Origin of the sequence: Pseudomonas sp. GM50 (genome assembly GCF_000282375.1) — a bacterium.
Classification (GTDB): Bacteria; Pseudomonadota; Gammaproteobacteria; order Pseudomonadales; family Pseudomonadaceae; genus Aquipseudomonas.
In genome coordinates, this window is record NZ_AKJK01000142.1 from 17494 (window position 1) to 33646 (window position 16153).

At 60.2% G+C, this 16153-nt stretch carries 13 protein-coding genes and 1 pseudogene; all 14 read right to left on the reverse strand.

The genetic code is table 11. The annotated features are described in order from the left end of the window. Positions 1–2: 2 nt before the first annotated feature. Entirely contained in the window at positions 3–758 is a 756-nt protein-coding gene (locus tag PMI30_RS01035; RefSeq protein ID WP_008015015.1) for an ABC transporter ATP-binding protein, read from the reverse strand. Beyond that, complete coding sequence (locus tag PMI30_RS01030) at positions 752–1813, reverse strand: FecCD family ABC transporter permease (RefSeq protein WP_008015016.1); 1062 nt, start codon at positions 1811–1813, stop codon at positions 752–754. Before PMI30_RS01030 ends, PMI30_RS01035 begins: the two co-directional genes overlap by 7 nt. Next, a pseudogene (locus tag PMI30_RS0130045) lies at positions 1810–2995 on the reverse strand (ABC transporter substrate-binding protein). Before PMI30_RS0130045 ends, PMI30_RS01030 begins: the two are co-directional and overlap by 4 nt. A gap of 61 nt (positions 2996–3056) precedes the next feature. Further along, positions 3057–5489, reverse strand: a complete 2433-nt coding sequence (locus PMI30_RS01025; RefSeq protein WP_008015018.1) for a TonB-dependent receptor — start codon at positions 5487–5489, stop codon at positions 3057–3059. 99 nt (positions 5490–5588) lie between these two features. Further along, on the reverse strand, positions 5589–6566 hold the full coding sequence (locus PMI30_RS01020; RefSeq protein WP_008015019.1) for a FecR domain-containing protein: 978 nt from the start codon (positions 6564–6566) through the stop codon (positions 5589–5591). Beyond that, positions 6567–7082 (reverse strand): sigma-70 family RNA polymerase sigma factor, encoded by a 516-nt coding sequence (locus PMI30_RS01015; RefSeq protein ID WP_008015020.1) that lies wholly within the window; start codon positions 7080–7082, stop codon positions 6567–6569. It lies immediately after the preceding gene. An 80-nt stretch (positions 7083–7162) separates the two neighbouring features. Next, positions 7163–8407, reverse strand: a complete 1245-nt coding sequence (locus PMI30_RS01010; RefSeq protein WP_008015021.1) for an MFS transporter — start codon at positions 8405–8407, stop codon at positions 7163–7165. 80 nt (positions 8408–8487) lie between these two features. After that, positions 8488–9042, reverse strand: a complete 555-nt coding sequence (locus PMI30_RS01005) for a PqiC family protein (protein ID WP_008015022.1) — start codon at positions 9040–9042, stop codon at positions 8488–8490. A 17-nt stretch (positions 9043–9059) separates the two neighbouring features. Beyond that, a complete protein-coding gene (locus PMI30_RS01000; RefSeq protein WP_008015023.1) occupies positions 9060–10715 on the reverse strand; it encodes a PqiB family protein in 1656 nt (551 codons plus the stop codon). Further along, the gene (locus PMI30_RS00995) at positions 10696–11352 is read right to left on the reverse strand and encodes a paraquat-inducible protein A (RefSeq protein ID WP_008015024.1); all 657 of its coding nucleotides are present in this window, start codon (positions 11350–11352) and stop codon (positions 10696–10698) included. Before PMI30_RS00995 ends, PMI30_RS01000 begins: the two co-directional genes overlap by 20 nt. Further along, the gene (locus PMI30_RS00990; protein ID WP_008015025.1) at positions 11349–11945 is read right to left on the reverse strand and encodes a paraquat-inducible protein A; all 597 of its coding nucleotides are present in this window, start codon (positions 11943–11945) and stop codon (positions 11349–11351) included. Before PMI30_RS00990 ends, PMI30_RS00995 begins: the two co-directional genes overlap by 4 nt. Positions 11946–12228: 283 nt before the next feature. Next, on the reverse strand, positions 12229–13530 hold the full coding sequence (locus PMI30_RS00985; RefSeq protein WP_008015026.1) for an NAD(P)/FAD-dependent oxidoreductase: 1302 nt from the start codon (positions 13528–13530) through the stop codon (positions 12229–12231). Beyond that, positions 13527–14615, reverse strand: coding sequence for a polyamine ABC transporter substrate-binding protein (locus PMI30_RS00980; protein ID WP_008015027.1), 1089 nt, complete (start codon positions 14613–14615; stop codon positions 13527–13529). Before PMI30_RS00980 ends, PMI30_RS00985 begins: the two co-directional genes overlap by 4 nt. Positions 14616–14755: 140 nt before the next feature. After that, entirely contained in the window at positions 14756–16114 is a 1359-nt protein-coding gene (locus tag PMI30_RS00975) for a glutamine synthetase family protein (RefSeq protein WP_008015028.1), read from the reverse strand. Between the last annotated feature and the right edge of the window lie 39 nt (positions 16115–16153).

The window sequence follows — 16153 nt, forward strand, 5'->3', positions numbered from 1 at the left end:
TTTCAGACGATATCGTCGATCAGAATGTGGCTTTGGGCACGGCTGCATTTCTCGATCCGCGCTTCGACTTTGTAGACCTCTCGCAGCATCTGCTCAGTGATCACTTCATCACTGGGCCCGCTGCCGTGGCTGGTGCCGTTGGCGATGACCAGCACCTGATCGGCGAAGCGCAGGACCTGATTCAGGTCGTGGATCGCGATGAACACAATCACCTCGCGTCTACGCGCCAGTGCGCGCATGAAGTTCAGCACTTGCACCTGCCGGTGCATGTCGAGGGCGCTGGTTGGTTCGTCCATCAGCAGGATTTCCGGCTCGCGCACCAGGGTTTGTGCAATGGACACCAGTTGTTGCTGGCCGCCACTGAGTTCACCGAGGTTACGAAAAGACAGCTCGGTGATCCCCAGTGCTCCGAGGATATCGTCCACCAGTCTCAATTCGTCGTCGTGCACGACCCAAGCGGGCGTCAGCTGCTTGCGCGCCAGCAGTACCGATTCGTAAACCGTCAGACGGGCGCTGGCATTCAGGCCTTGGGGCATGTAGCTGATGCCTTGGAGGCCTTTTTTCGAGTCTTGCAGAATGACTTGTCCTGGCCCATCGATCAGCCCGGCCATGCGTTTGAACAGGGTCGACTTGCCCGCCGCGTTCGGCCCGACCACGGCGACCACCTGGCCACCGGTGAAGGTCGCGGTGGTCACGCCGGAAATGATCTCGCGCTGGCCGTAGCGGGCGCCGAGGTTCTCAAGCTGGATCTTCACCATGAGTTTTTCTTCCCGCTGAGAATCAGAGATATGAAGAACGGTACGCCGATCAGCGAGGTGACCACGCCAATGGGAAATATCGCACCCGGGATAAGGGTTTTACTGACCACCGAACTGGCGGACAGAATCAGCGAACCGGTCAGCAGCGAGGCGGGTAAAAAGAACCGCTGATCTTCGCCGATCAGCATCCGTGCGATGTGCGGCCCGACTAGCCCGATAAAGCCGATGGTGCCGACAAACGCCACCGGAAACGAGGCGAGCAGGCTGACCATGATCAGCGTCTGAAAGCGCAGCCTGCGCACGTTAATCCCGAAACTTGCGGCCTTGTCATCGCCCAGGCGCAGGGCGGTCAAAGCCCAGGCACGTCTGGCGAAAATCGGCAGGGTGATCAGGATCACCAGGCAGATCACGCCGAGTTTTGGCCAGGTGGCTTTGGTCAAACTGCCCATGGTCCAGAACACCACCGCCGCGACCGCTTGTTCGGTGGCAAAAAACTGCACCAGCGCCAGCAGCGCATTGAAGGTGAACACCAGAGCAATGCCCAGCAGCACGATGGTTTCCGCCGTCACGCCGCGACGCAGGCTCAGGAAGTGGATCAGCAGTGCGCAAAGCATCGCCATGATGAAGGCATTCACCGGCACCATGTACTGCGCTGCCAGCGGGAACAACGCCACGCCGAAGGCCAGCCCCATGGCTGCGCCAAAACTGGCGGCGGCGGAAATGCCAAGGGTGAAAGGGCTGGCGAGGGGGTTGTTGAGGATCGTCTGCATTTGCGCGCCAGCGAGGGACAACGCGGCGCCGACCGCCACCGCCATCAGCGCCACCGGCAGACGGATTTCCCACATCACCACCCGCACTTGCGCCGACGCGGTGTCCGGTGAAAACAGCGCATTGAGTACTTCGTTCAGGCTGTAACTGGCGGGTCCCAAGGCCAGGTCCAACAACACGCTGCACACCAGCAACACCACCAACGCCGCGAGGATCAGCCGTTTGCGCAAGACCAGTTGGCGATACGTATCGCGCTGCACGATCTGTACTTCACCCAGGGAGCTCATTGAGGGCTCTCCTTCAGACTGACGAAGTAACCCGACTCATACGGTACCGGCAGGAATCGCTCATGCAGTTCGCGAAACGAGGCGTCGGGATCGAGGTCGGCAAACAGCGTGGGGTGAAACCATTTGGCGAGTTGCTGGATAGCCACGAATTGGTAAGGGCTGTTGTAGAACTGGTGCCAAATTGCATGAAAGGCCTGAGTGTCCTGAGCCCTGATCCCGGCATAAGCCGGGCGCTGGGTGTACCAGGCCAGTTTGCGTCGACTCTCTGTGAGGTCGGCGCCCGGGCCGACGCCGACCCAACGCCCGTTGGGCGCAAACGCTTCCCAGTTGGCGCTGGTCACGACCACTTGATCCGGGTTGGCGACAATTACCTGTTCAGGGTTCAACTGGCCAAAGGTGCTTGGGATTATGCTTTTGGCGATGTTGTTGCCGCCGGCCATCTCGACGAAACGACCGAAGTTCTCGTTGCCGAAACTCAGGCAACAGTCGTCGGTGTAACCGCCGATGCGCTCGATGAACACGTTCGGGCGCGGCGCTTGACTGGCCTTGATGACGTCGGTGACACGACGGATTTGCTGGTTGCCGAAAGTCGAGGAATGCCTCGGCGCGCGCTTCCTTGCCGAACAGCTTGCCGAACAGGCGCATGGTCGGTTCGGTGTTGTCCATCGGGTTGTTGCGAAAATCGACATAGACCACTGGAATACCCAAGGCGTCGAGTTTCTCGATGTAGCGAGCGTCTTCAGTGGCATGTTGGGCTTCGATGTTGAGAATGATCACGTCCGGCTGCTGGGAGATCGCTTGCTCGATGTCGAACGTGCCGTCTTCAAAGCCGCCGAAGGTGGGAATCTTCCCAATGTCGGGGAATTTGCGCAGGTAGGCGCCGTAGGTGTCCGGGTCGGACTGGATCAAGTCCTTGCGCCAACCGACGATGCGCTCGATCGGGTTCTGCGTATCCAGTGCGGCGACCAGGTACAGCTGACGACCTTCGCCGAGAATCACCCGTCTGACCGGCAGGTGAACCTTGACCTTGCGGCCCAGCAAGTCGGTCACCGTAACTGCTGCAGGGTCCTGAACGGCGGCAACCGCGTTGCGCGGTGCCAGTGAAAAAAACAATGCCACGCCCAGCAGTCCTGCCAATAGCAGGGCAACGAAGGCGTGGCTGTGTCGATGAACAGATGCCATGGTTGAAGCCTTTACAGGGTCAGCCGAGCAGCGGTTCAGCCACTGCTCGGGCTGAACGTTTTCAGAAATCGACGGTGGCCGACAGTTGCAGGGTGCGTGGCGAACCTTGGGAGAAGGCGCCGTAAGACGCGACGCCAGACCAGTACTCACGATCGAACACGTTCTGCACTGTCGCCCGGAAAGTAGTCGGGCGTTCCGCGATACGGGTGGCATAACGAGCGCCGACATCGAAGCGGGTCCACGGATCGAGTTCCTGGGTGTTGGCCTGGTTCACGTATTGGCTGGCGGTGTAGATCGCGCCGCTGGTCAGCGTCAAACCTTCGACCCACGGCGTGTCCCACTCGGCCCAGAGGTTGGCCTGAACCTCGGGCACACCCACCGGTTTATTGCCGCGATTGGCGGCGGTGCCGGTTTTGGTCAGTTCGGCGTCGAGCAGGGTCACGCCACCGAGCAGGCGCGTGCCTTGGGCGATTTCACCGAACACGTTCAACTCCACGCCGCGGTTGCGTTGTTCGCCTTGCACCGAGAACACGCCGCTGGCCAGTTCGCCGCTGGGCTTCTTTATCTGGAACAGGGCGAGCGTTGAGGTGAAGGTGCCGTAATCGACCTTGACCCCGACCTCCTGTTGACGGGAGATGTAAGGCGCGAAGATCTCGCCCGAGTTCGAGGCTGTGGCTGGCGCGATGTCGCCCTTGCTCAAGCCTTCGATGTAGTTGTAGTAGAACGAAACGTGATCCCAGGGTTTGACCACTACCCCGAACAGCGGCGTGGTTTCGCTTTCATCGTACGAGGTTGTGACTACGCCGGCGGTGTTGAAGTTATCGGACTTGATGTTCTGCTTACGCAAGCCAAGGGTGACCTGCAAACGTTCGTCCATTATCGACAGGGTGTCGGCCAGGGCCACGCCGGACAGTTCGGTCTCGGAGACTTTCAGCGCATCGGGGCTGGCAATCGATGGTTTCGGACGGTCGACCGGGTGATGCATGTTCGACAGAACCGCCGGGCCGGAGTTGATACCCCTGGACAACTCATCGCGGTAACGGGTGACTTGCACGGTGGTGCTGTGGCTGATTGGGCCGGTGTCGAAGCGCAGGCGAGCACCGGCATCCACGGTGTAGCGCTCGACTTCGAATTTGTAATAGCCGGGGGTTGACCGGGTATCGCCAGCGCTGTTGAGGATGGTCGGGGTCTGGTCGGACATTCGCGCGACATCCGACTTGCCGCCGCCGGCGTGGGCGAATACGGTCAGGGCGTCGTTGAGGTCGTACTCGGCGCCGAGCAAGGCCGATTTGTCACGGGTTTCGGACCAACCCCAGTCCTGGCTGACGTTGGTTCGGCCGTTGGCGGCGGAGGGGATTTCCACACCGGAAGCGATGAGGAAAGGCCGGGACGCCCCGTCAAACTCTTCCTTCTGGCTGATCAGGTCCAGGGTGGTACGCAGGCGTTCACCCTGGTAATCCAGCGAGATCGAGCCGATATCGACGTCCCGGGATTGATCATCGATGGCGGTGTCGCCTTGCTGGGTGCTGCCGTTGATGCGCACGCCAAACTGGCGTTCCTCACCGAAGCGCCGACTGACGTCGATGTGCCCGCCGATCTGCGAGTTCATGGCATAACTGGCGGTGAACCGGGTCAGGTCTTCATCGAGGGAGCGCTTGGGCACCACGTTGATCACGCCGCCGACACCGCTGTTCGGTGACATGCCGTAGAGCAGGGCGCCGGGACCTTTGATCACTTCGATGCGCTCGGCGTACTCGGTGAACACCCGGTAGTTGGGGGCCACACCGTACACGCCATCGAAGGCCAACTCACCGAGGTTGCCTTCCCCTACCGGGAAGCCGCGGATGAAGAAGGAGTCGACGATGCCGCCGGTCTGGCCGGTGGAGCGCACCGAGGAATCACGCTCCAGCACATCGGCCACGGTGACCGCCTGCTGATCCTTCATCAGTGCCGAGGTGTAGTTGCTGACGCTGAAAGGCGCGTCCATCACATCCTTGTTGCCCAGCAGGCCGAGGCGCCCGCCGCGGGCGACCTGACCGCCTGCATAGGCCGGCGGCAGACTGTTGGTACGGCCGGCGATACCGTTGACCGTGGTTTCATCAAGGGTCAACCCGCCTGCACTGTCAGCTGGACGCGGTGCCAGAGTGTAGCTGCCGTCATTGCGTGAGACGATGTCCAGCCCGCTGCCGGCCAGCAATCGGTTGAGCGCTTCCTGCGTCGAGTAAGTGCCCGACAGGCCCGGGCTGGTCAGGCCTTCGGTCATCGAGGGCTGAAATGACAGGGCAATGCCGGCGTCCACGGCAAATCTGGACAACGTTGCACCCAATGGCCCCGGCGCGATGTTGTAGGCGCGGGTAGCTGCGGCATCCAGCTGTACCGGCGCGGCGGCCGAGGCAGTCGGGCTGACGGCACCGGTCAGGGCAAGGCTTAGCAACGCGCTACGGACAGCCAGTTTCAACGAGCGATCCGAACACTGAGGGCGTGCAACGAACATGGAGTGATGACCCTTTCGACGAGGTTGAGAAGTTCTTCCTTCCCTAGCCAGTCGAGATCAAAAAAAGTATCACCTGCACCGCAATATTTTTTTGCGAGCTCAGGCGGGAGAAAGCGTGACCCAATAGCCGCTTAAATGCCCGGTGGCGATTACTGGGTACGTTTGCACGAGCATGTTCAGGGTGCGTTGTGTGTCGCTGATGGGGAAGGCGCCGGAAATGCGCAGATCGGCAATGGCCGGGTCGCAGCGTACGAAGCCTTTGCGATAGCGCGCCAGTTCGGCGAGGAAGTCGGCCAGACGTACGTTGTCAGCCATCAACATGCCTTGAGCCCAGGCGCTGACGGCGCTGTCCACCGGGTTCAACCGGCCAAAGGCTTGCGCGGAAAAATCGGTGCGTTGCCCGGCATTGACGATCAATGGGGCGACGTGACTGTCACGGGGCAACTCGACTCTGACCGCGCCGTCCAGCACGGCAAGGTGGGTGCGGGTCTGCCATTGGCGAACGGTAAACCGTGTGCCCAAGGCCTGCATGCGCCCCTGACGGGTGCTGACCAGAAAAGGTCTGGCCTGGGGCAATACATCCGGCACGGTCTGCACCAGAATTTCACCTTCGCGCAAGTTGATCAGTCGCTGGTTAGCGTCGAACAGCACATCGATGGCGGTGTCGGTATTCAAGGTGATGTGCGAACCGTCGGCCAGGGTCATTTCACGACGTTGGCCCACGGCAGTCCGATAGTCGGCCGTCCATTGTTGCGATTCCAGCAGTTTCCAACTGCCCCAGCCGGTGGGCAGTACCGCGAGGATAGTCGCCAGTTTTGCCAGTGCGGTGCGTCGCTCAGGATTGCTTGGGCGATCCAGCGCCGACATCGCCAGTGACGGCGGCAGCCCGCCGAGCTTGCTTTGCAGCAATTGCGCACGAGCCCAGGCGCGATGACGCTCGGGGCTGCTGACACGCCAGCATTCCCACTCGGCACGCTGGGTTTCGTTGAAGTCGCTTTCGCTCAGACGCATCAGCCATTCGGCGGCTTCTTCGAGAACTCGCGGATCGATTTGCGCGTCGCTGTGGCGAGTCGGCATTCATTCCACCAGCATCAGGCATTGCACGAAGGCCTGCTTCATGTAGCGCTTGACGGTAATCAGCGAGACGCCCAGTTGCTTGGCGATGTCCTCGTATTTCAGCCCGCCGATCTGCGACAGCAGGAACGTACGCTTCACCAGTGGGGGCAGGGAGTCGAGCATCGCGTCGATTTCGTGCAGGGTTTCCAGCACCATGAAGCGCAATTCGGGGGAGGGCACCTCGGGCGCGGGCAACAGCGCCAAGGCGTCCAGATAGGCGCGTTCGAGCGCCTTGCGCTGATACCAATTGACCAGAATGCCCTTGGCCACGCAGCTGAGGTAAGCCCGAGGCTGCTCAATGACCGCGACTCGGGAGGCGAGTATGCGGGTGAAAGTGTCCTGTGCAAGATCGGCCGCATCCATGGCGTTGCCCAGTTTTTTGCGCAGCGTGGCGTACAGCCAGCCGTGATGGCCGCTGTACAGGGCCTCGATCGCGCGCAGATGGTTGTTATGGGTCGCGGGCAGGGTATCGCTCATGGATGATAATTTTTAGCGATTGAGAAGTATTCCCAATGCTAATTTACTGTGACCCTGCGGCGCAAGAGGGGCCTGCTGGATCAGTCGCCGGGGGGCACCTGGCTCGGCTGCATCACCACTGGCCAATAGCGCAGGGCGACAATGGGAATCAGCGCGACCACGTAGGCCAGGCAAACAAACAGGTAGGTGTATTGCAAACCATAGATCTGGCTGAGCACCCCCCCGGCCGAGATGCCTGCGATGGAAGCGAATTGCGCGGTGCTTTGGGCAATCCCCAATACATGACCTTGCTGTGAGCTGTCGGCGGTTTTCGAGATCAACGCCATCAGTACGGGCGTCGTCGCGCCCAACAGCACGCCCCAAACGAAGTAGGCAATGACAAATACTGCCGGGTTGCGGGTGATGCCGGCCACGGCGGTCAAGCCGACGCAACCGATGACAATCCAGGTGATGCGGTGCAGGGTTTCCTGGTGGCTCAGGTGTTCGAAATACCGCGACCATGGCGTGGCCGAGATGATGAACCCCAGCGCCAACAAGCCATAGCACAGACCGACCACCGAGTTGCTGACCTCGAACACCGAGCTGACATACAGCGAGAACGAAGTCTGCGGCAGCATCCGCGCCAGCAACAGAATCCCCATCACACCCAGCAACGACAGCAGTGGTGAACCTTGCCAGACGCTGCGTGAACGACTGACCGGCGTTATCGCATCCGCCATCGGTGTTTTTTTCACCGGAGGAACATCCGGCAAGGTCACGGCAGCCACCATGGTGCAGATCGCGCAGAGGGCCGAGGCAATGATGTTGATCCAGAAGAAGGTTGCGTAATCGAGGATCAGCCCGCCGATCACCGCGCCGAGCAATGAGCCGACGTTGGTGGATATTTGCAGGATCGCGAACAACCGGGCCCGTCGCGAAGGCGCTTCGATACTGACTCCGTAGGCTTGGGCCGGGGCAATGTACCCGGCGAACGCGCCCTGCAAGAAGCGCAGGAGCAGGATCACCCAGATATCGCTGAAGAGGGCCAGCCCAAGCTGGGTTAACGATAAGCCGGCGAGGGCACGGATCATCATCAACTTGTGGCCATAGCGGTCGCCGATACGACCCCAGAATGCGCTGGTCAGAATAATGCCCAGCATCGGCCCGACGTAGACGGCAATGCTGGCGAAGCTGAACACCGACTCCGACGACGTCAGCCCACGCAGGTGGACGGGCCAGAACGGCCCGCTCATTTCCATCGCGCCCATGGAGATGAGCTGGATCACGAACAGAAGAAAAATCAGGGTTCTTACGCTCGAACCCTGAAGGGTACCTGTATGGGACATCGGTCAGCCTCGGTGGTTGGGCGGCATCCTACGTGCTTTGCCATCGAGGGAAAACCACACCGGCATTTCTTGCGCACTCGCTACTTGACCGACGGGCAGCCCTGCGAAGCTCCGATTGCTGCCTGGCTGATGGCGGCAGCTAACCGCTTCACATTGTTCTGATGGGCGACCACCAGGTCATCAATGCTCGCACCGGAAGGGGTCTGCAACGTGCTGCGACAGGTGATCAGTGCGCTAACGCCAGCACCGAGGCTGCGCAGGCGCCATTTGGCGTCGATCAAGGCGTATTGACCGGGAATCGAATCAAAGCGCTGCACGTCCAGGCGCAACGACACTCTGCGTTGCAGATTGCTGTTGACCAGTTGATCGACCAGGGCGCTGCGCAATTCATCCACCAGTGTCGCGGCCCACCATTCGGTTTCGAGGATTGCCACGCCACTGTTGCCCTGGCGAATGACAATCTGCGGGCGGTCGACCTGGGGCGGCACCGTGATGCTTTCGATCTGGATCTCCGCGCTGCTGCTTGCGCCGCTCGGTTGGGCCGGGGTCAGGGTGTGGAACTGAATCGGATCGCTGCGGCAAGCGGTGAGCAACAACAACGCGGTGACCAGCGTGATCTTTAGCGAGAAAGTCATGGATGTTGCTCCTGTGGTCAGTTGCGCGGTGGCGCCTGCAAATCGATCGGCGCGGCATTGTCGGGGCGACCGCGAATCAGTGATTCCGGATGCCGGCCCAGGTAATCCGAGAGCTCACGCAGCGAGCGTGACATGCGTCCGAGTTCGTCCAGGGTTTGAGTCAACTGCTCCCGTTGCGGCGAATCGTCGGCGAGGGTCGAACTGGCCGATTGCAAGGTCTTGCTGACGTCCGCCAGGGTGGTCTGCACGCCGGGCAGGGTCCTGGCGTTGAACTGTACAAGGCTCTTGCGCAGTTCGACGAGGTTACCGTCGAGATTGCCGGCAATGCGTTCGATTGGCAGCTGGTTGATCTTGTTGACCATGCCCTCCAGTTTTTCCTGCAACTGCTCGAGGCTGCCGGGAATGGTGGGGATGATGACGGGACGGGCGGTCGGATCGAACACGACTTTCTCGGCTTTGGGGTAGAAGTCGAGTGCGATGTAAAGCTGACCGGTCAACAGATTGCCGCTGCGGGCCTGAGCGCGCAGGCCGTTTTCGATGAAACTGCCCATCAGCCGCACGCCAGCGGCTTCGTCATTAGGGTCATGCTTCAAGGCCTCGAGCATTTTGGCGTGAGCCTGACCGAGGCGTTGCGGGTAGATCACGATGCCGACATTGACTGGGAAGCTGCGTTTTTTCGCGTCGAAATCCAGAGTGACCGACACAACTTTGCCGAACTCCATGCCGAGGAATTCCACCGGTGCACCGACCTTGAGCCCGCGCAGGGCCTGGTCGAAACGCAAGCCCAGGTACTGCGCCTTGCCGTAGGGGGGAGCGAGGGCGGTTTGCTGATCTTCGAACAGGTCGAAGGCTTTATCCTCGCTGGCCGGCTGATCGTTGGGGCTGTATTCCGGCGCGCGAAACGCGATGCCGCCCACCAACAAGGACGATAAGGACTCGGTACTCACTGCAAAACCATTGGCACCGACGCTCACATCAATACCACTGGCGTTCCAGAACCGGGTGTTCTCCGTAACGTAGGCGTCATTGGGCGAATGCACGAAAATTTCGATGTTCACCCCTTTACCATCCGCATCCAGTGCATAGGCCACCACTTGGCCAACCGGAATCTTGCGATAGTAGATGGGGGAGCCGATGTCCAGCGAGCCCAGATCCTGGGTGTGCAGCATGAAGCGCTTGCCCGGCTCGCCATAGGTAATGGGCGGCGGGTTTTCCAGACCAATGAAGTGTTTGGAACGGGCATGCGCCACGCCGATGTCGGCGCCAATGTAATCGCCTGACAGCAGGGTATCGATGCCCGAGACGCCGCCGGCACCAATGCGCGGGCGCACGACCCAGAATTGCGAGTCTTCGCGGGTGAAGCTTTCAGCCTGTTTGTCGAGCTGGATCGTGGCGTTGACGCTTTTCTGATCGTTGCTCAGCTTCACTTCCGAGACGTGGCCGATGACCACGTTGCGATACTTGACCTCGGTCTTGTTGGCCGTAAGGCCACTACCGGTCTTGAAGGTGACGTTGATGGTCGGGCCTTCCTGCATCACGCTGTGTATCACCAGGGAGATGCCCACCAGCACCGCAACGATCGGCACGATCCACACCAGCGAAACGCTGAAGCGACGAGTCTTGATATTGGCCTGGCCGGGGTCTTGCGGCCCATCAGTGGCTTGCGACTTCATCCATGACCTCCTCGTTTGGTGGGTTGGCCCGCTCGTCATCCCAGATCAGCCGCGGGTCGAAACTCATGGCAGACAGCATGGTAAACACCACCACCAGGCCAAAAAACAGAATGCCCAGGCGCGGTTGAATATCGCCCAGGGCCTGGAATTTCACCAGTGCGGCGACCAGCGCGACAACAATCACATCGAGCATCGACCAGTAGCCGATCAACTCGACGAAACGGTAAAGCTTCGAACGCTCCTTGCGCGCCCAAAGGCTGCCGCGTTGCACCGTGATCAGCAGCAGGGAGAGGGCAACGAACTTGATGCCTGGCACCGCGATGCTGGCGATGAAAATGATCAGGGCAATGTCCCACGCTCCGTGTGCCCAGAACTCCAGCACACCGCTCATGATGGTGCTGTCGGAGCCGTTGCCGAACAGACTGGTGTTCATCACCGGCAGCAGATTGGCCGGGATATAAAACACCAGCGAGGTCAGCAAGTAGGCCCATGTGCGGGTCAATGAGTTGGTTTTACGGGCATGCAGTGGCGCGCCGCAGCGTGGGCATTCGTGAGGGTTATCGGTGATGTCGCAGGCCAGGCCGCAGCTATGGCACAGGCACAGGTTGAGTTCGCTGGCGAGCGGTGGCCGGTTCATAGGATGTCCCACAGTTCACGCACATCGCGCCCGGCAATGCGAATCAACAGCAGGCTGAGAACGGCCAGGGCAAACAGGCCGATGCCGGGTATGACATCCAGCAACCCGGCGAGCTTGAACACTGCGACCATTGCGCCCAGCAGGCAGACCTCGAGCATGCTCCAGGGCCTGAGGGTTTCCAGCCAGCGCATGCACAGCTTGAAGCCGGGCGAGCGCCGACGCCCGAGGGCGAAGCTCAGGACCCAGATCAGCAACACCAGTTGAAACAGCGGCGCGATGATGATGGATATCGCTGCCACCAGCGCAATAAAGGTGATCGGCCCCTGGCTCAACGCCAATACCGAATCCCACAGCGTCGCACTGTTTTTCAGGCCCTTGAGGCTGATGCTCATGACGGGATAGAAATTGGCGAAAATCCACAACACCGTTGCCGTGAAGGCCAAGGCCAGACGCTGCTCCACCGACAGCGCGTTATAACGCTGGAGCACGCCGCCGCAGCAGGTGCACAGGGCTTTTTGATGTTTGGCGAGCGTGACTTTTTCATACACGCAGTCGCAGTGCTCGCAAATGATCAGTTGGTCAGTCGTAGCCATAGGCCGCACTCGCGAGGAGGCAGGAAAGTCAGAGCACTCCCTCAATATAGAAGTGACTTGCGATTGAGCAAATTAAAAGACCGATCAAGGATGCACCGGCCCCATCATGATCAGATGGGCATTTGTGGCGAGGGGGCTTGCCCCCGTTGGGTCGCAACGCGGCCCCACAATTTGCCATCGCATTCCGTCAGGCATACCGCATATAGAATATTGACGACTGCTGCGCAGCCGAACGGGGGCAAGCCCCCTCGCCACAGGTTTGTGTAAGGTTCTTGTCCGAACCTCAGCCGAGCAATTCGCGCAGGCGATACCAGAACATCCCGAGGGCCAGCAGTGGCGAACGCAGGACTTTTCCACCGGGAAAAGTCATGTGTGGCACGGCGCTGAAAACGTCCAGCCCCTGGCTGTGCCCGGCATGAATCGCTTCGGCCAGCAACCGTGCGCACCAATGGGTCACGTTCAGGCCATGACCGGAGTAACCCTGGGCGTAGAACACGTTCGGGTACTGGCTCAAGCGTCCGGCCTGGGGAAAGCGGTTGGCGGTGATGCCGATCATGCCGCCCCATTGATAATCGATGCGCACGTCCGCCAACTGTGGGAAGACCTTGAGCATTTTTGGCCGCATGTAAGCGCCGATATCCCCCGGATCGCGCCCGGAATAATGACAGGCACCGCCGAACAACAAGCGTCGATCCGCCGAGAGCCGGTAGTAATCGAGGCCGACTTTCTGGTCGCACAGCGCCAGGTTCTGCGGGATCAATTGTGCAGCAACCTCAGGCGCCAAGGGTTCGGTAGCGATGATGTAACTGCCTGCCGGTAAAACCTTGCCGCTCAGGTGGGGTTCGAGTTCTTCCAGGTGCGCGTTGCAGGCCAGCACCAGACTACCGGCGCGCACCGTGCCGCCCGCGCAGCGAACCTGAACGGTGCCGCCATGGATCAACTCCAGCACCGGGCTTTGTTCGAATATTCGCACCCCGAGGGATTCGGCCACGCGCGCTTCGCCAAGCACCAGATTCAGCGGATGCAAATGCCCCGAACCCATGTCGATCAGGCCGCCGGCATAAACATCGGAGCCCACCACTTGCTGGCGGATCTGCTCGGGGCCGACAAGTCGGGTTTCATGGCTGTAACCCAGTTTGGCGAGGCTTTGCAGTTCCGCCTTGAACGCCTCGAACTGCGCCGGGGTGTTGGCCAACTCGCAGAAACCCCAGCGCAGGTCGCAATCGATCCCATGCTCGCGGATGCGGTTGCCCACCAGTTCCACCGATTCGATGCCTGCACGCTCCAAATAGCGCACGCCGTCCTGACCGACATATCGGGCGAAACCGCTGACGTCATGGCCGATACCGCGGATCAGTTGCCCGCCGTTACGCCCGCTGGCGCCCCAGCCGATTCGCCGGCCTTCCAGCAGAATCACCGAGAGCCCACGCTGCGCCAGCTCGATCGCGGTGTTGACGCCGGTAAAACCGCCGCCCACCACGCAGACATCGGCGGTGAGGTCGGAAGCCAGTACGGGGTAGGGCGCCAGGCTGTTGGCCGACGCGGCGTAATAGGAATGAGCGTGTTCGTTGTCGTACTGATTCATTGGTTGGACTTCACTTTGCTCCAGGAGCGGGTCATCAGACGCATGATCGGCTGGGGCGGGGTGGTGGAGATGTAGAGTTTGTCGAGGACTTCCTGAGGAGGATAGACCTCTGGATTATTGACCAGCTCCGGGTCCATGTATTGCTTGGCCGCCGGGTTCGGATTGGCGTAACCCACCGAGGCGCTGACCTTGGCGATTACCTGCGGGTCCAACAGGTTGTTGATGAACGAGAGGGCCTCTTTCGGGTTGCTGGCGTCGGCAGGTATCGCCAACAGGTCGAACCACAGGTTGCTGCCTTCCTTGGGGATCGAGTAGGCGATGTTCACGCCATTCTTCGCTTCCTTGGCACGGTTAGCCGCCTGGAACACATCGCCCGAATAGCCGAACGCAACGCAAATGTCGCCATTGGCCAGGTCCGACACGTACTTGGACGAATGGAAATAGGTGATGTAAGGCCGGATGGTCATCAGTTTGGCTTCGGCCTTTTTAAAGTCCGCGGGGTTTTCGCTGCGGGGGTCCATGCCCATGTAGTTCAGGACTGCCGGGAACACTTCATCCGCCGAATCCATCATCGACACGCCGCACTGACTGAGCTTCTTCAGGTTCTCTGGCTCGAAAAACACCGCCCAGGAATCGATGCGATCGATGCCCAGCACCTGCTTGACCTTGTCGACGTTGTAACCAATGCCGTTGGTGCCCCACAGGTACGGCACGGAATGTTCATTACCCGGATCGTTTTTTTCCAGCAGGGCCAATAGCTTCGGGTCGAGGTTTTTCCAGTTGGGCAACTGCGAGCGATCCAGTTTGAGGAACGCGCCGGCCTTCACCTGGCGCGCGAGGAAATGGTTGGAGGGCACTACCACGTCATAACCTGTGCGGCCGGCGAGCAGTTTGCCCTCCAGGGTTTCGTTGGAATCGAATACGTCGTAGATCACTTTGGTCCCGGTTTTCGCCTGGAAGTCGGCGAGGGTGGTCTCGCCGATGTAATCGGTCCAGTTGTAGACGCTCACACTTGGCTGAGCCTGTGCAGTGGCGCTGAACAGCAAGGTCAGCGCAACCGGAACCACGGATTTCAATAGACGCATATCGACACCTCTTGGAGTTATTGGATTCTTCAGGCGCTTCTTTGGTGTTTGGTAGGCCGTCATCGCGAGCAGGCTCGCTCCCACAGGGGAATGCATTTCAAATGTGGGAGCGAGCCTGCTCGCGATGGGGCCGTTTCGGACTAAACGCTGAGCAGCAGGAACTCGCGCTCCCAGGAGCTGATCACCCGCTTGAAGTTTTCGTGTTCGGCCCGCTTGACCGCGACGTAACCCCGGACGAATTTGCTGCCCAGATAACGCTCGATGGTTTCGCACTCTTCCATGCGCGTCAGTGCGTCCTCGATGGTGATCGGCAGGCGCAGATTGCGCCGCTCGTAGGCGCGGCCCTGCACTGCGGCGCTCGGTTCGACCTTTTCGACCATGCCCAGATAACCGCACAACAAGCTCGCGGCAATTGCCAGATAAGGGTTGGCATCGGCGCCCGGCAAGCGGTTTTCCACGCGCATGGCGTCGGGGCTGGAGGTCGGTACGCGCAGGCCGACGGTGCGGTTTTCTTCGCCCCATTCAACGTTGACCGGCGCCGAGGTGTCGGGCAGAAAGCGGCGGAACGAATTGACGTTGGGCGCGAACATCGGCAGCACTTTGGGAATGTACTTTTGCAAGCCACCGATGTGGTGCAGGAACAACTCGCTCATCTGCCCGTCTGCATCGGCAAAAATCGGCTGGCCGGTGGCGATGTCCACCACGCTTTGATGGATATGCATCGCGCTGCCGGGTTCGTCACCAATGGGTTTGGCCATGAAGGTTGCGGTGACGTTGTGCTTGAGCGCCGCCTCACGCAGGGTGCGTTTGAACACAGTGATCTGGTCCGCCAGGTCCAGCGCATCGCCGTGACGGAAGTTGATTTCCATCTGCGCCGGGCCGTCTTCGTGGATCAGCGTATCGAGGTCCAGGCCCTGGAGTTCGCACCAGTCGTAGACGTCTTCAAACAGCGGATCGAACTCGTTGGCGGCGTCGATGGAAAATGACTGACGACCGCTTTCCGCACGGCCGGAGCGTCCCAGTGGCGCCTTGAGCGGCAAGTCCGGGTCTTCGCAGCGCTGGGTCAGGTAGAACTCCATTTCCGGCGCGACAATCGGCTTCCAGCCTTTTTCGGTGTAGAGCTGCAGTACTTTCTTCAGCACGTTGCGTGGCGACAACTCGATGGGATTGCCGAACTTGTCGAACGTGTCGTGGATCACGATGGCGGTGGGTTCGATGGCCCATGGAATGACGTAAACCGCATCGGCGACGGGCTTGCAGACCATGTCGATGTCGGCCGGGTCGAGCAGGTCGTAGTAGATGTCGTCGTCGACAAAGTCCCCGGTTACCGTTTGCAACAGCACACTTTCCGGCAGGCGCATGCCTCGCTCATGCAGGAACTTGTTGGTGGGTGCAATCTTGCCGCGAGCAATGCCGGTCAAGTCGCTGACCACACACTCGACCTCGGTAATCTTGTGATCTTTCAGCCACGTGAGCAGCTGATCGAAAGGGACATTCATAAAGACCTCGTTGTTGGTTTTATTGACGCCGGGGAAAGC

Coding starts and splice junctions, on each gene's coding strand:
- PMI30_RS01035 (WP_008015015.1), bottom strand. CDS start 758: ATGGTGAAGATCCAGCTTGAGAACCTCGGCGCCCGCTACGGCCAGCGC.
- PMI30_RS01030 (WP_008015016.1), bottom strand. CDS start 1,813: ATGAGCTCCCTGGGTGAAGTACAGATCGTGCAGCGCGATACGTATCGC.
- PMI30_RS01025 (WP_008015018.1), bottom strand. CDS start 5,489: ATGTTCGTTGCACGCCCTCAGTGTTCGGATCGCTCGTTGAAACTGGCT.
- PMI30_RS01020 (WP_008015019.1), bottom strand. CDS start 6,566: ATGCCGACTCGCCACAGCGACGCGCAAATCGATCCGCGAGTTCTCGAA.
- PMI30_RS01015 (WP_008015020.1), bottom strand. CDS start 7,082: ATGAGCGATACCCTGCCCGCGACCCATAACAACCATCTGCGCGCGATC.
- PMI30_RS01010 (WP_008015021.1), bottom strand. CDS start 8,407: ATGTCCCATACAGGTACCCTTCAGGGTTCGAGCGTAAGAACCCTGATT.
- PMI30_RS01005 (WP_008015022.1), bottom strand. CDS start 9,042: ATGACTTTCTCGCTAAAGATCACGCTGGTCACCGCGTTGTTGTTGCTC.
- PMI30_RS01000 (WP_008015023.1), bottom strand. CDS start 10,715: ATGAAGTCGCAAGCCACTGATGGGCCGCAAGACCCCGGCCAGGCCAAT.
- PMI30_RS00995 (WP_008015024.1), bottom strand. CDS start 11,352: ATGAACCGGCCACCGCTCGCCAGCGAACTCAACCTGTGCCTGTGCCAT.
- PMI30_RS00990 (WP_008015025.1), bottom strand. CDS start 11,945: ATGGCTACGACTGACCAACTGATCATTTGCGAGCACTGCGACTGCGTG.
- PMI30_RS00985 (WP_008015026.1), bottom strand. CDS start 13,530: ATGAATCAGTACGACAACGAACACGCTCATTCCTATTACGCCGCGTCG.
- PMI30_RS00980 (WP_008015027.1), bottom strand. CDS start 14,615: ATGCGTCTATTGAAATCCGTGGTTCCGGTTGCGCTGACCTTGCTGTTC.
- PMI30_RS00975 (WP_008015028.1), bottom strand. CDS start 16,114: ATGAATGTCCCTTTCGATCAGCTGCTCACGTGGCTGAAAGATCACAAG.